Annotated in this window: 14 protein-coding genes; 7 read left to right on the top strand and 7 right to left on the bottom strand. The window is 55.3% G+C overall.

Going from position 1 to position 13,314, the window contains the following annotated elements; all coding sequences use genetic code 11:
- Positions 1 to 55 precede the first annotated feature (55 nt).
- Positions 56 to 688 (top strand): Uma2 family endonuclease, encoded by a 633-nt coding sequence (locus O77CONTIG1_RS06770; RefSeq protein WP_068509145.1) that lies wholly within the window; start codon positions 56 to 58, stop codon positions 686 to 688.
- A 61-nt stretch (positions 689 to 749) separates the two neighbouring features.
- Here the strand turns inward: O77CONTIG1_RS06770 and O77CONTIG1_RS06765 are convergent, their stop codons facing one another.
- Positions 750 to 965 carry a DUF4278 domain-containing protein gene (locus O77CONTIG1_RS06765; RefSeq protein WP_068509142.1) on the bottom strand — a complete coding sequence of 72 codons (216 nt, stop codon included), beginning with the start codon at positions 963 to 965 and terminating at the stop codon, positions 750 to 752.
- Between the two features lie 188 nt (positions 966 to 1,153).
- The gene (locus tag O77CONTIG1_RS06760; protein ID WP_156435005.1) at positions 1,154 to 2,392 is read right to left on the bottom strand and encodes an MFS transporter; all 1,239 of its coding nucleotides are present in this window, start codon (positions 2,390 to 2,392) and stop codon (positions 1,154 to 1,156) included.
- A 141-nt stretch (positions 2,393 to 2,533) separates the two neighbouring features.
- Between O77CONTIG1_RS06760 and O77CONTIG1_RS06755 the strand changes: the two genes are divergently transcribed.
- A complete protein-coding gene (locus O77CONTIG1_RS06755) occupies positions 2,534 to 3,079 on the top strand; it encodes a hypothetical protein (protein WP_068509138.1) in 546 nt (181 codons plus the stop codon).
- Between the two features lie 112 nt (positions 3,080 to 3,191).
- On the opposite strand, the gene O77CONTIG1_RS06750 is transcribed toward O77CONTIG1_RS06755, so the two are convergent.
- The gene (locus O77CONTIG1_RS06750; protein ID WP_068509136.1) at positions 3,192 to 3,560 is read right to left on the bottom strand and encodes a hypothetical protein; all 369 of its coding nucleotides are present in this window, start codon (positions 3,558 to 3,560) and stop codon (positions 3,192 to 3,194) included.
- 630 nt (positions 3,561 to 4,190) lie between these two features.
- Here O77CONTIG1_RS06750 and O77CONTIG1_RS06745 point away from each other — a divergent pair.
- Together O77CONTIG1_RS06745 and O77CONTIG1_RS06740 are read left to right on the top strand one after the other, a co-directional pair.
- Positions 4,191 to 4,838, top strand: a complete 648-nt coding sequence (locus O77CONTIG1_RS06745) for a phycobiliprotein lyase (protein ID WP_068509133.1) — start codon at positions 4,191 to 4,193, stop codon at positions 4,836 to 4,838.
- Between the two features lie 97 nt (positions 4,839 to 4,935).
- Complete coding sequence (locus O77CONTIG1_RS06740; protein ID WP_068509130.1) at positions 4,936 to 5,679, top strand: DUF561 domain-containing protein; 744 nt, start codon at positions 4,936 to 4,938, stop codon at positions 5,677 to 5,679.
- A gap of 141 nt (positions 5,680 to 5,820) precedes the next feature.
- Here the strand turns inward: O77CONTIG1_RS06740 and O77CONTIG1_RS06735 are convergent, their stop codons facing one another.
- Entirely contained in the window at positions 5,821 to 7,398 is a 1,578-nt protein-coding gene (locus O77CONTIG1_RS06735) for a B12-binding domain-containing radical SAM protein (protein ID WP_068509128.1), read from the bottom strand.
- A gap of 455 nt (positions 7,399 to 7,853) precedes the next feature.
- Positions 7,854 to 8,348 carry a sterol desaturase family protein gene (locus tag O77CONTIG1_RS06730; protein ID WP_068509126.1) on the bottom strand — a complete coding sequence of 165 codons (495 nt, stop codon included), beginning with the start codon at positions 8,346 to 8,348 and terminating at the stop codon, positions 7,854 to 7,856.
- A 141-nt stretch (positions 8,349 to 8,489) separates the two neighbouring features.
- On the opposite strand from O77CONTIG1_RS06730, the gene O77CONTIG1_RS26025 reads away from it, so the two are divergent.
- The 3 genes from O77CONTIG1_RS26025 (at position 8,490) to O77CONTIG1_RS06715 (ending at position 10,079) form a co-directional block, all read left to right on the top strand.
- Positions 8,490 to 9,074: a hypothetical protein gene (locus tag O77CONTIG1_RS26025; RefSeq protein ID WP_225894706.1), complete on the top strand. Its 585-nt coding sequence runs from the start codon at positions 8,490 to 8,492 to the stop codon at positions 9,072 to 9,074.
- Positions 9,075 to 9,087: 13 nt separating this feature from the next.
- The gene (locus O77CONTIG1_RS06720; protein WP_197673339.1) at positions 9,088 to 9,366 is read left to right on the top strand and encodes a DUF6737 family protein; all 279 of its coding nucleotides are present in this window, start codon (positions 9,088 to 9,090) and stop codon (positions 9,364 to 9,366) included.
- 113 nt (positions 9,367 to 9,479) lie between these two features.
- A complete protein-coding gene (locus tag O77CONTIG1_RS06715) occupies positions 9,480 to 10,079 on the top strand; it encodes a hypothetical protein (RefSeq protein WP_068509124.1) in 600 nt (199 codons plus the stop codon).
- A gap of 57 nt (positions 10,080 to 10,136) precedes the next feature.
- Here O77CONTIG1_RS06715 and O77CONTIG1_RS06710 read toward each other — a convergent pair whose 3' ends face one another.
- Complete coding sequence (locus tag O77CONTIG1_RS06710; RefSeq protein ID WP_068509121.1) at positions 10,137 to 10,706, bottom strand: SRPBCC family protein; 570 nt, start codon at positions 10,704 to 10,706, stop codon at positions 10,137 to 10,139.
- Positions 10,707 to 10,845: 139 nt separating this feature from the next.
- A complete protein-coding gene (locus O77CONTIG1_RS06705) occupies positions 10,846 to 13,029 on the bottom strand; it encodes a GAF domain-containing protein (protein WP_068509119.1) in 2,184 nt (727 codons plus the stop codon).
- Positions 13,030 to 13,314 lie beyond the last annotated feature (285 nt).

The raw sequence follows: 13,314 nt of genomic DNA, 5'->3' as shown, positions 1-13,314 counted from the left end.
CACGCTTTTGAACCCTGGTTGGAACATCTCCTGGAACTATCTCTGGAATTGCCCTATGTATGCTGTCATCTCCCGTGAAAAGATACACCTCCCTCCCGGTAGCGTGGTGCGGATGCCCGGAACCTGGCAAGACTACTGCGCCCTGCGCGAAAGCCGGGGCGATGGCTCTATCCCCCGCATCAAGTTTCGTAATGGAGAAATCTTGCTGATGAGTCCTTTACCCCGCCACGGCCGCGAAGCCAATATTCTGGCAGATGTTGTTAAAGTTCTCCTAGATAGCGAAGAGCGCAACTACGAGGCCTTTACGCCCATTACGATGGATATTCCTGAATCGGGTGGAATTGAACCCGACTATTGCTTCTATATCGACCACTGGCAGGCGGCAGCAGGCAAAGACCGCATCAATTGGCAAACTGATCTACCGCCTGACCTAGTGATCGAAATTGACGTGACCACCTACACCGCTGCCGAGGATTACGCGCCCTATGGTGTCCCCGAAGTGTGGCTATTCAAAAAAAGCGGTCTAAAGATTTACGCCCTGCAAGCGGAAAGCGATGAACTGCAATCCCACAGCCGCTATTTTCCGGCAATTGACTTACCTGCATTGTTGACTCAGGTTCTGGAGGCTGCCGCGACGCAGGGGACGGGTGCTGCACTGCGAACCCTGCGTCAACAAATGGTCGGCTAACGGTTCCCATCGCTTCTCTTGCAGAGGGTTAATTTAGGTCGTTTGGATTCGCTTTGGGTGACTACAGAGCAATACTCTTGGCCCGCCTGAGCGGCATCACCAGCACTGGACGATAGCTTACGCCGCGATATCTCAGGTTGATAAACGGCTGAATCGGCATGACAGACGAGTAATATAGCGTCATAGGAATGCCGCGATAGCTGCCTTTAATTGTTTTGGTGCTGGGGAGTTTTGTGCAGAGTGTGTAGCGAATGCCGCGATAGGTCAGTTGCATCATGGGTATCCTTGGTGTGAACTGGGGGCTTGATACTTCTGTTATAGGGCGATCGCCCCTAGAGGCGCGATATAGAAAAGTTATGGAATTTCGCCAACCTTAACTCTGCTTAACTTTTCAATTCTGTATTTAGCTGGCAGAAGAGGTGAATCACATCTTGAATGATAATTAGAATGTTAGGATGATGCGTTCTAGATTCGTTCAATCGGTCTAGAGAACTGGCGAAATGCAAGTCCGCTGATGCTGCAACCCAGTCCCCCCAGCATCAGAAACAGAACGCTCAGCGGAAAGATCTGAGACAGCGGCTGAACCCCCGCTCCACCCAAGGTCATGCCGCTATCAAACCCCGCTAGGAAAACGCTGTAGACTCGTCCTCGCACCGTGAGCGGTGCTGCAAAGGACACGATGGAAGACAGCACCGGGAACAGCGAGCCAAATCCCAAGCCGTATACGACTGACCAGAGGATCAGAAAGGTGGGGGCGATCGCCACGCCCACCAGCCCTATCCCAGAACACAGAATTCCCACACTCACCACCCAGCGCGGCGACACGCGGTTGCCCCAGCGCCCCAGCGCAAACCGCACCAACACTGCTACCAGCGCGTTTAGGCTATAAAATACGGCCGCGTTGGACACCAGCAGCGGCAAAAACGTGACCACTGCACCATGCAAAAATGACCCGGTGAAGAACAGCAGCGTGGCATCGCGCACCGGAAACTGCAAAATCACGTTCCACGGAAAAGCTGCCTTTTCTGGAGCAAGCTCGCCTGACTTACTTGACCTGCTTGACTTACTTGACCTGCTTGATTTACTTGATTTATTTGAGACGGCAGCGGATGATGCTTCTGAACTTGCAGCCGTCTTCCAGGGCAACGGCAGGGTTAGCACAAATCCCAGCAGCGTCAGCCCCGCCATTGCTCCAATCACAGGCACAAAGCCTGCATGTGCAAAGGCGATCGCCCCCAACATTGGCCCCAGCGAAAATCCAATCGTATTGGACATAGCCAGATAGCCCAGCAGCGCCGTGCGGCGATGGGTTGGCACCACGTCTACCAGCAGCGTTTGCGAGGCCGTGGCAAAGGCGGCCTGGCTGATGCCGTGCAGCACTCGTGCCCCCATTAGCCAGGTCGGATCAGGCGACCACCCATACAGCGGCAAAACCACGACCATCAGCCCCAGTCCTAGCCAGAGGACGGGCTTCCGTCCCCAATGATCAATCAGCCAGCCAATCAGCGGACGAAACAGCAGCAGTCCCGCCGCCATTGCCCCGACCACGAACCCCACGCCCACGTCCTGCCAGCGCTGGGTCACATACAGCGGCAGTACCGGAAATAGCACCGTCACTTGAGTAAAATACACCAGCATTCCGGCGCAGATACAAAACGACCAGAGCCAGGTTTTAGGAGAAGATTCGGTCAGACGGTTCAGCAATAACTTTGTTTAATCGAAACAAGGAAACGTAAGGGCCGCAACATGCCGACGGCGCTGGCACAAATGGCAATTGAGCTAGCCGCCGCTCCTGTATCCCTTATAGCCGCTAATATGGGGCAGTGATCGGGCAGGCAGTAGGAGATGAACAATGCCTATCTAGAATTGCTAGGGCTTCATGATGAGGCGGAGGTGCGATCGCCCCTTGTGGCCCCACTGGGGCTGTGGGAACGGCTGCACTGGCAGCAAACCGGAGCCTGTTCCTTCGGCATTAGCTTGCGGCCGAAGGCGGGCACACCGGAAACGCTGTCTTCGGAAACCTGGAGCTATGCAGCCCCCTTTTTGCCTTCCGGTGCAACGCTGCCAATCTTCACGCCCCCCGGTGCAGTGGAGTTGCCGCTGTTTTTTCTGTCGCCTGTGGCAGTGATACCCGCCCAATCACCCGCACGTCCTGACCTGCCGCTAGAGCATCTGGGCGATCGCTGTATCCTGGAGCAAGTCTCACTTCAGCTTCCTACCGCAACCGCGCTCCACAAAATACCTTCTCTGCTCAACCACTTGGCACAGGTCCAGATTGCGCTCGCTGAATCTCTTAAAAACCCCTTTCATTTGGAGCTAGTTTGGCAAAGCAGCACTGCCCCAATTGCTCACACATTCAGTCCTGATTTGCCTCTTTCGATTCGCGGCTAAAAATCTGGAAGTTATGAAATCTGGAAGCTATGCTCTGAAGCTATGTTCTGAACCTATGCTCTGAACCTATGCTCAACAAACGCTCATCCCTAAGTCTAGCTTATCCCCAAGCCTAATGGATGCGCTGAGACAGCAGTTGCTCTTCAAGGGCAGCGATGCGATTATACGCGGCTGTGAGTTGCGCCGTAAGCCGCTGAATTTGCACCTCTGGAGAGAGCGATCGCTCGCCGCTGTGGCTATCCGACTCTAGGAAGTTGTCGTCTGACAGCACATCTTTGTGATCCATTTCTGTGTCCAAGCCGTAGCGCTGACTGTAGGATTGACGTGCTGAAGTCGCCCCTGCGGGCGATCGCTGACCGCGATCAACCAACAACACCTCCGAAAAGACTTCTGTAATTCTGTTGCTCAACTGCTCGATAACTTGGTGAAGTGCGTCAACCTTCGCATTTAACTCGACAATTTGTTCCTGGAAAGAGTCCATAATGACGCCTGTTCCCTTTTACTGAGTATGAGTCTATCTTATGAAAGGCTTGTCCATAGGTTCCATTTATTCCTGAATCATTTAACGTTTGGAAAATTCATCAATCAAGGGGCTTCGTGCAGAGACTCAAGGGTTTCAGCGATCTCTGTAGGCGTGATCCTGATAACAATTGCCCTTATCTGCATGAGTTCCAGGCTTAACAGCAACGTGTACTGAAATGTTTACACCAGGGGGCGGAAAATCGTAGGGACACCGACGGGTTTCCCGCTTTAGATTGCCTTAAGAATTGCTGAGAAATCATCAGAAGTATGGTTTAGAAAATATGTAGCGAGTACGCGGCGAACATACGGCGAATATTGCTGGAATTCCTCCATTGTGCGCTGATTATTGAAGATGTTGCATTGAGAATCGAACGACTTCCTTTGCAATCAGAGGCGATCGCCTTCTGTTATCCAATGCCCAGATTCAATGCCTAGATTCCGTGCCTAGATTCAATGTCCAGATGTTCAGTAATATGCCCCTATCTGGGATGGCAGCCCCATTCAGGGCGAGCATTTCAGATTAAACTGAGCTTAAACTGAGCGTTAAATAAGCCTCGAAATAAGCGTTGAATAGTGTGGCTGACCGCGTATGTTGAATTTTCAAGACTTCTTCACAGACTGCGCTGGATTTTGGAAGACGGAACGGATTTATCATTTCCTGCTGAAGGGCGATATTGAACGCTCCTATACAGAGTTTCGGGCAGACTCTCTCGATGCAGCGCAAAAGCAGCAAATTCTCAAAACGGCTTCGCCATCGGGTGAATTGGCTGGAATTCGGCTGGATCTCGATCAGGCGGCCCTGGGTCACAACTGTCCTGGCTTTGCCATTTCCTTTGATACGGAATCAGAACGGGGCGAAAAGGTGTCGATGAGCCTGAAGGCGCTGTTTGTGCCCGACGCGCTGGTGCTTCATGCCGACGAACGCTACCAGGGATTGGCGCTGCCCGCGGCGGCACAGGTGTCTATGGCTCCGGAGAGCGAGGTGATCCAGGGCTTTTATCTGCGGGATGAGGGCTATTCTGAGGCGGGGGCGATCGCCGGCCGATTTACCTATCAGCCCATTCGCCAGACCCTAGAAATGACGACGTTTTATAACCGCTCTGTGGCGGTGGATCAGATGCGGTTTATTGCGCCAGACGTGCGGATGCGAACCATCGTCACCTATCAGCGTCCGCTCGCAGGCGAAACGCCGACGGTGATTGACCTGATTGGCTTTGGTGTAGAGCGCAAAAGCTAGACCAAGCCGCATTGCCCAAAGCCAATAGACCAGCGCCCCGCCGATCCCCCACCTGTGGCACAATAAACCGTACTGTTTGCCGAAGTAGAGAGACTTTATGACCACGAATGCCACGCTTCAAACGGCGCTCCAGCAGCGGACGGCGCTGAAGGTAATTAGCGGACTGACCAACTTTGAGGGCGATCGCGTCTGTGCTATCGTGCGTGCAGCGGAACAGGGCGGCGCGACGTTTGTGGATATCGCTGCCAGCGCCGATTTAGTACGCCGAGTCAAAGGGCTGATCTCGCTGCCCGTGTGCGTGTCCGCCGTTGATCCCGAAGCCTTTGTGCCTTGCGTCGAAGCCGGAGCCGACCTGATCGAAATCGGCAACTTCGATGCATTTTATGCCCAGGGTCGTCGGTTTGAAGCAGCGGAAGTGTTGGAACTGACCCGCCGCACCCGCGCCCTGCTGCCCCAGGTCACACTCTCCGTCACGGTGCCCCATGTTCTGACACTGGATCAACAGGTACAACTGGCGGAAGAACTGGTCAACGCTGGAGCCGACCTGATCCAGACCGAAGGCGGCACCAGCAGCCAGCCTACCCACCCCGGCACGCTGGGTCTGATGGAAAAAGCAGCCCCTACCCTTGCCGCCGCCTATGAAATCTCCAAAGCGGTGAGGGTGCCCGTGCTGTGTGCGTCGGGGCTGTCGAGCGTGACGGCTCCACTGGCGATCGCCGCTGGAGCATCAGGCGTGGGCGTGGGGTCTGCCATCAACCAGCTCAATAGCGAAGTGGCAATGGTCGCTGCGGTGCGGAGTATCGTGGAGGCGATCACCACCCCGGTCAACGTCCGTCAATAGCCTGCGGAATTAGGTCGCTAGAAAAGCGATCAGGCTATAACTCAGGCTATAACAGCGTGATGGGGTAGGAAAGTCGCATCTGCTTTTCCATTCCTCATCATGCCATAGCCTGTAGCCGCCAAGATGCTTCATTGCCGAACTCTACGCAGCTGCGGTTTGTCTTGCCTGCTCCGCCTGAATCCGGGCTTCTTCGGCCAAAAACTCCGCAAGCTGCGACTCGATCTCGTCCTTGACAATCTGGCGATATTCCAGGAAATGCTCATTGAGCGCACAGATTGACAAATAGTGATCCCACACGCGGGGATTGTGGCGGAAGATGCCAATCAGGTTTGCCCAGAAGCGGAAGCGCGTCTTGCGAACCACGCCCTGCCGCCAGAACACGATTAGCATGGCGCGAATCACCGTCCACGACACCGATCGCAGCTTGGACTTGTGCTTCGGCGTGCCCAGCTTCAGAAAGTGGCGATAGGTGCGGTTCAGATACGTCATCGGGTCGTAGAGTTCCCAAAACGCATTCACGTATTCCCGCGTGATTTCCTCCAAAGGGCGCGTCGGCACAAAGTTCATCAGCGTGGTCTGGTTGATATTCGCCACCTTGCCTCGCAGCCGCCCTTCTTTTTCCAGTCGATGCCACAGGGCAGTGTCAGGAAGCGCCTGCAACATGCTGAACAGGGCCGTGGGCACAGCGGTTTTTTCGACGAACCGAACGATGCGATCGCCCGCTCCTGGCTTTTCACCATCAAACCCGATAATAAAACCTGCCATCACCCGCAGCCCTGCTGCGATAATCGCATCCACAGAATCCGACAGCGAATCGCGGGTGTTTTGGAACTTTTGTGTCAGGGCGAGGCTGTCTTCATCCGGCGTTTCTACTCCCAAGAAGACGGCGTTAAAGTTGCAGTCCACCATCATTTCCATGAGTTCGGGGTCTTTGGCCAGATCCACCGACGCTTCTGTGTTGAAGTGGAACGGATACTGATGCTCCTCCATCCATACTTTCAACTCCTTCAGCAGCAGCTTCACGTTGCGTTTATTGCCAATGAAGTTGTCATCCACCAGGAACACTGTGCGCCGCCAGCCCAGTTCATACAGCCGCTCCAGTTCTGCCAAGAGTTGCTGGGGTTCCTTGGTGCGCGGCTTGCGGCCATACAGCACGATGATGTCGCAAAACTCGCACTGAAACGGGCAGCCGCGTGAAAACTGCACCGACATGTTGTCATAGGCATCCAGATCCAGCAGTTCAAACCGGGGAATCGGCGTAGTCGTGACATCTGGCTTTTCGCCATTGGCACGAAACACGCCTTGGGTGTCGCCCCGCTGCACCGCCTCCACAAACATCGGCAGCGTAATCTCGCCCTCGTCCAAAATCAAGAAATCTGCGCCTGCGCCCTGCGGCTCGTGGGGCAGCGACGTGGCGTAGGGGCCGCCTACTGCGACCGATTTGCCGCGCCGCTTGGCTTCCCGAATCTGATCCATCATGTCGTCCGCCTGGACAATCATGCCGGAGATGATCACCATCTCTGCCCAATCCCACTCCGCCTCAGTAACAGCGCGGACATTGCGATCAACCAGCTTAAATTCCCAGTCCTGCGGCAAAATGGCGGCGACGGTAATCAGCCCCAGCGGCGGCAGGAGTGCTTTGCGATCGACGAGGGCCAGCGCTTTCTCGAAAGACCAAAAGCTTTTTGGAAACGTAGGATATAGGAGCAGAACACGCATAGGGGTAGTGACCTCACACCGCCAATTTTTTAAAGAAAAAGATTTACCAGTGGTTGTTCAGACGAAAACCACAGATCATTCCTCAGCAACTCTCTAGAAAATGTCTAGGAAGACTGGCTGCGAAAGAATGTCTAGGAAAAAGAATGTCTAGAAAGAATGTCTCGCGATTTTGCCAGGAGGCGGTGACTGCTTAGAAAATCTTCAGAGTGTCTTTAGCCTAAGTAACTTGAAGCACTCGTTAAGAGCTTGCAGCACACATTACCACAGAGTTTGGGCTGGAGTGACGGATAGTGGACAGTTGATCCACCTGCTGTCCATCTTTCCTGGCAACCTGTCCGATGAGAAACCCCTGGCAAACAACAAAAACAGGTTCAAAGCCCAGACTGCTAAAACCGTGCTGAGCCTGAACCGGGATGGAAGGGGATTAGCCAAACCCTGTAAGCAGTCCAAACCTGTTACCACCAGCGGAGTTGAAGGTAGTTTCTTTCAGGACGGCTCAGTTCTTCTTCGGTCAGCCACTCGGTTGGCTTGTAGGTGCGGAAGATGTGATCCCACCAATCGACAGCTAGCCCGAAGTTGTGGTTCCATTGACCATATTTATGGTGAACATAGTGGACAGGCATCTTCATCCAGAACACCTTGGTGGGGTTTTCGTGCTGAAGCTGGTGGGCGTAGGCAGAGAATGCGGCGAAGGCGAGTGCGCCCGCAACCCAGCCGGGGGCCCAGGCGGCTGAGAAGAAGAAGGGTACGATCATGGCGATCGCACTACCTTTGACATAATCCAAAAACTCCCAGACTACGCCCTGGCCTTCATTGCGGCGATGATGGTCAACATGTCGCTTGCCGACACTGTTGGGCTTGAAGTGCATTAGGCGGTGAACCCAGTATTCAACGAAGCTGGCAAAGATAAAGGCGATTAGAAAAGCAATAGCAAGGGCGATCGCGCTCATAGCAACTCATTAAGAACAGTAAAGACTCCACACCACGCTTTTTAGTGTGCCATGCGTGCCAGATTTTAGGGGGTTGTCCCTGTGACGGTTTACAGGCGGGGAGTGGACGGTTTTCGGATACTGTGCGGGGGATGATAGGCGGTGAGTTTGGGTGAATCTTGCCAAAAGAGGGCAATTAGCCCTGGCAAAGCAACTAGCCTTGGCAAAGCAACGATCGAGGGCGATCGCCCCCACCAAAACCCCACCCACCAAACTGGATTCAGCGGACATAATGGGAGAGACGATTTTTGCCCGTTGATTGTGTCTGATCAAACGCCAACTCCCGATCCTGCTCAACCCGTTGATCAGTTCCTCACGCTGGAGGAATGTGCTGAAGTAGACCGCGCCATGATGACCGCGAGCGATCGCTTTTCGGCCCGTGTGGCAATCTATTCCCTCCGCTGCCTCCAGCAAATCGCGCAGCAAACCGGCAGGGCGATCGCCGACCTCAGCCCCCCGCAAATCGCCCACTGGGTTGAGCAAGACCCCAGCCTCTCGCCCGAAAAAGGCTTCGACGATGCCTTTAAGGTGTTTTTTGGGCGGCTGGTCATTTCTTCGCTCAAGCCGCTGCACCAGATCGCCACCGAAGCCGACCAGCCCATCGAAACCCTGACCGTGCCCCAGGTCGTTGCCTGGTTTGAACAGGCAGCCAAGCAGCGAATTGAACGCCAAATTGAGCAAAACTAGCGCAGACTGAGCGATGAGCGATTCCCCAAATGGTTCAACGGCTCCGCTGACGGCTCCCCAAAGCGTGTGGCAGGTCAAGCCCTGGTGGTGTCAGCCGTGGTCGATTGTGCTGACGGGCACGGGGCTGATCGGCGGAAGCTGGCTATTGCTGCATCGCGTCTGGCTAACGGGACTGGTGTCTGTGCCCGTGCTGGCGTGGATGGGCTTTTTTGTGCTGGTGTATCCCCGGCTCTGGGCGGCAGCCATGCAGGCGCAACAAAACGCTCAACAAAATATGGAATCTGACGGTTAGCGATCGCACATTTGGCTCAAAGGTTCCCGGAGGAAAAGTTCTTGCGGCTGTAAAGACAACACAGCCCTCTCTCAATCATGCTTCGTTTCTTGAAAGCTCTCCAGGTTAAACGCATGAACCTTTCCACTCGATCTGGCTTGGCTCGATTTTGGGTCACGAGTCTCTGTGGGGCGATCGCGCCGCTCTGGTTTGCCAATGCCTCGGTCTGGGCAAACCCCACAGGCTTTACAGGGAGCTATGTAGGGTCGGTGGTAAGCCCCGACGAATTTGAATCGAGCCTCCAGTCGGTCGCGCTGTCGGGCAGTTCGGCGGCCTGGCTCATGGAGCAAGCCATGAATGCAGGCAGACCCGCGCCAGGGCAAACCACCGCCCCCGACACTCAGTTTCACGGGCGGCTCGATTTGCCCAATTCGCCGATTTCTCTTCGGGGCACACTGATTTTGAACCAGGATATCGAAGCGGTGATGCCCAGCCTCACCTATGACCTGCCCCTTGGCAATGCAGCAAACGTTTATGCAGGTGCAGGCTATGCCATCGTGCGGCCGGGGGCCCAAACGCCGCTGGGCGATCGAGATGGCGTGGTGATTACCACTGGCGTTGAAGCCTCGGTGGGTCGGCGCGTGGTGATCTATGGCGACGTGCGCTATCGCCCTGGCCCGGCCGCTGCAACGGAAAATATGCACATGCAACTGGGCATCGGGCATCGGTTCTAGGGTCGCCTTGCGAATTGTCTTGGAGCGGACTCATCCGCCCAGAAGCTAGACAAGACGTTAGGACTGGCGGGCGATCGCCTCGACGCGCTGATAAATGGCGGCCAGGTTCACTTCCAGGTCGCGGCGCAGGCGCTTCTCGATCAAGCCAACGGGCATCATGCGCGAGGGTTGCACCGTCAGTGTGTACGTCAAATCGGTGCTGCTGTCAGTGATGGGCCGGAGAGTCCAAGCGCCGAAAAATTCTTTGAAGTCTCCCTCCACCATCTGAAAGCGCAGTTCGCGGGGAAAGTTCTCCACCATATCTAGCACTACGCGGGCGCAAAACTTAAATTTCAGCTTCCAGAGCGATTGTGCGCCCACTTGCTCTAGGCGAATTCCGCCATTGGGATGCGGGATGCGGTGGCTCTGCTGCAAGTTGGGAATAAAATCTGCCAAGTGGTCATAGTCTGTCAACACCTGCCAAACACGATCGCTCGGTTGGGGAATCTGGATGGTTGCCGAAATCTGCCGAGTGCGATCGCCCACGGGCACCACCTCAACGGCCACCGCGCTGCACAGGGACGGCTCCAGATCGAGGCGTTCGTCCTCCAGGGCAAGGGGTTCCAGGTCGAGATCGGCGTTAGACATGGCAGGTGTGCTTCGCGGCGAGTGGACGATGCAGGCTCCAAGTGACCCAGACAAAATCCTGAAGGCATCTTATCAAGGATTCGTCAGGGATTTGATCTGTCTTTGAGGGCAAGGGTCGAGTGTCCAACTGGATGGAGCTTCAACGGCTTAGGTCAGGAGACTGGGGCAGCGTAAGCGTAAAGCAGGTTTTCCAGAGATCGGTGCCAGAGAGCGGCTGACTGGTAACGGCGATCGCCCCGCTAAGATGAGCCGCCAACCCCTTGACCAGCGCCAGCCCCAGCCCAATGCCAGGAATTGCCTTTTGCGTTGCGCCCTGGCCCCGGCGAAATTTTTCAAAAATCACCGGAATTTCCTCTGGCGCAATGCCTGCGCCCGTGTTGGTCAGGCTGACCACCACCTGAGGCATAGATTCCAAAACTTCCAAAGTCGCTTTGAGGAGGATTTTGCTGCCAACCTCACCATATTTTTTGGCATTAGTCAGCAGCTCAGTGAGAATGCGGTGCAGACTGTCGGGGTCGGTGCGAATCATCAGCGATCGCCCCGGAACCTCGACCTCCAGCGTCATTTGCTGTTCGGCCAGGCTATCTGCCCAGGCTTCCTGCAAATCGCGTAGGACATATTGCAAATCAAGCTGCTGAAACTGCGCCATAGCGGACTGCGACTCCAGCTTTTGCAGAGTCAGCAGGTCGTTAATCAGGCGTGTTTCCTGAGCGCACTGGGCTTCTAAGATCTCCAGGTAGCGATCGCGCTGCTCCGGAGCCAAATTTGCCTCCCGCAGCATCCGAATCGCCACTTTCATGCTAGTCAGTGGAGTCAGCAGTTCGTGGCTAACGGTGCTGAGAAATTCCTCCATCACCTGATTCAGCCGCCGCAATTGCTCGACCTGCTGGCGCGTCTTTTCGTAGAGCTTGGCCTGCACGTCCAGACTGCGCTGAAGCTGGGCCGTGCGCTCGTCCACCAGCGAGTTGACCTGGCGCAGGGTGCGCGTTTGAATAATTGCCGTGCTGATCTGGGCCGCCACCATCCGCAGAAAAGCGACCTCTTCCGGGAGCCAGTAGCGGGGTTGGCGCTGCTGCACCACCAAAATGCCCAAGACCGTGCCCTGATTTTCGAGCGGAACGAGCAAAACGCTGGGCAGGGTGGCCAGGTCAAACACCTCCGCCGCCTGAATCGGCTCTGCCAAATTGGCCACGCCGCACTGCGATTCGGAATAGCTGGGCAGGGCGATCGCCAGATCGGGGTGGGCAAATACCTGTTGACACAGCCCGCAGTCCGATAGCTGAAATGAGGGTTTGGAGGAGACTTCTTCCTCAGACCCTGCTCTGGAAGATGCCACGGAAGTCGAGGACACTGGCGCAGTGGATGAGGGCACTGGAAACAGGCTTTCCACCGTGATTCGCACGCCCGACCGATGAGAGTTGGCGCGGCCCTTGTGGAGCGGGTCTTTATACTTATACAGCGCTACCAGACCTCGTTCGACCTGCAACGTGGCGATCGCCCCCTCCAGCGCCAGTTGAAAAATTCGCTCAGTCGCCCAGCCGTTGCGAACCGCGCTAGTGAGCCGCTCGACCAGCGTTTGAGCCTGAAGCTGCTGCTGCACCTGCTGCTGGAGTTGCATCTGAGAGATGGCGACCGAAACCTGGCTAGAAACCGTTCTGAGTAGCTGCATGTCTAATTCCGTCCATACGTAAGGCTGCGATCGCAAAATGACGAGTACGCCATTCGTCCATCCCTGAAACCGGATTTTGCTAACCAGGATCGCCCCAGGATTTGACCAATCCAGCAAATGGCTGGCATCAGCGGCGACATGAACCGGAAGAGGTTTGGCGCTGTCCTGAAATTGGGTTTGAAATCGGGGCAGCCACTGCTCCAGGATGTCGTCTGACTCTTCCCCGGCGTTTGGGGGCAGGGGCAGCGGGGAAGATTGCTTGAGGGTGGAGAAGTTTGAAATCGACAGGAGTTCCGTTCTGGCGAGGGGCGATCGCACGGCGGGCAATTCTAGCAGATCCAGCAGCGGCCGCAGCGAACGAGACAAAGTGGGGGGCTGTCCTGGCTGCCAGTAGAAGGCTTGGGTCAAGCCCTGGCTGCGGCTCAGGATGCCTACTGCACAGGCACTTGCACCAAGCCGCTGGGCAAGAACCGTTAGCAATTGACCGAGCGCTACTTCGGAGGAGGCACTGTCCACCACTATTTGGAGCCAGTCTGGTGCTGCGTCTAGGCGATTCCCGAAGGGATCGCTTCGCGAATCGCTAGGGGAAGCTGACTCGAAGGATGCTGTGGTTGGAGCATCGTCATGTTGGGATAGCGGGAAACGCTTCGCCATCGTCAATTCAGCCACCTTTTGAAAAATTACCGTGCAGAAATGCAGCCCGGATAGAACGAGGGAGTTTAATTGATTAGAACGAGGCAACTCCGATTTTCATCGGCCTTTTGAGTGGTTTGCAGCCCTTATTCATTCGACATTACTCGACATTACATTACTCGACATTAATTGCCTGATGCTACTTGACGCTTCAAGCCTGGTAAACCCACCAGAACTGCCACACCTGTCGCAATTTGTAGGTTGGAAGACATAAAAGGGCAAATGCCGAAGTAGCCCATCATAGGA

Source organism: Leptolyngbya sp. O-77, assembly GCF_001548395.1.
Taxonomy (GTDB): domain Bacteria; phylum Cyanobacteriota; class Cyanobacteriia; order Elainellales; family Elainellaceae; genus Thermoleptolyngbya.
This window is presented reverse-complemented; position numbering and strand designations above follow the sequence as displayed.

What these genes read in the sequence shown, in the direction of transcription:
- O77CONTIG1_RS06770 (WP_068509145.1), top strand. Translation starts at nt 56, where the DNA reads ATGTATGCTGTCATCTCCCGTGAAAAGATACACCTCCCTCCCGGTAGC.
- O77CONTIG1_RS06765 (WP_068509142.1), bottom strand. Translation starts at nt 965, where the DNA reads ATGATGCAACTGACCTATCGCGGCATTCGCTACACACTCTGCACAAAA.
- O77CONTIG1_RS06755 (WP_068509138.1), top strand. Translation starts at nt 2,534, where the DNA reads ATGAACAATGCCTATCTAGAATTGCTAGGGCTTCATGATGAGGCGGAG.
- O77CONTIG1_RS06750 (WP_068509136.1), bottom strand. Translation starts at nt 3,560, where the DNA reads ATGGACTCTTTCCAGGAACAAATTGTCGAGTTAAATGCGAAGGTTGAC.
- O77CONTIG1_RS06745 (WP_068509133.1), top strand. Translation starts at nt 4,191, where the DNA reads ATGTTGAATTTTCAAGACTTCTTCACAGACTGCGCTGGATTTTGGAAG.
- O77CONTIG1_RS06740 (WP_068509130.1), top strand. Translation starts at nt 4,936, where the DNA reads ATGACCACGAATGCCACGCTTCAAACGGCGCTCCAGCAGCGGACGGCG.
- O77CONTIG1_RS06735 (WP_068509128.1), bottom strand. Translation starts at nt 7,398, where the DNA reads ATGCGTGTTCTGCTCCTATATCCTACGTTTCCAAAAAGCTTTTGGTCT.
- O77CONTIG1_RS06730 (WP_068509126.1), bottom strand. Translation starts at nt 8,348, where the DNA reads ATGAGCGCGATCGCCCTTGCTATTGCTTTTCTAATCGCCTTTATCTTT.
- O77CONTIG1_RS06720 (WP_197673339.1), top strand. Translation starts at nt 9,088, where the DNA reads ATGAGCGATTCCCCAAATGGTTCAACGGCTCCGCTGACGGCTCCCCAA.
- O77CONTIG1_RS06715 (WP_068509124.1), top strand. Translation starts at nt 9,480, where the DNA reads ATGAACCTTTCCACTCGATCTGGCTTGGCTCGATTTTGGGTCACGAGT.
- O77CONTIG1_RS06710 (WP_068509121.1), bottom strand. Translation starts at nt 10,706, where the DNA reads ATGTCTAACGCCGATCTCGACCTGGAACCCCTTGCCCTGGAGGACGAA.
- O77CONTIG1_RS06705 (WP_068509119.1), bottom strand. Translation starts at nt 13,029, where the DNA reads ATGGCGAAGCGTTTCCCGCTATCCCAACATGACGATGCTCCAACCACA.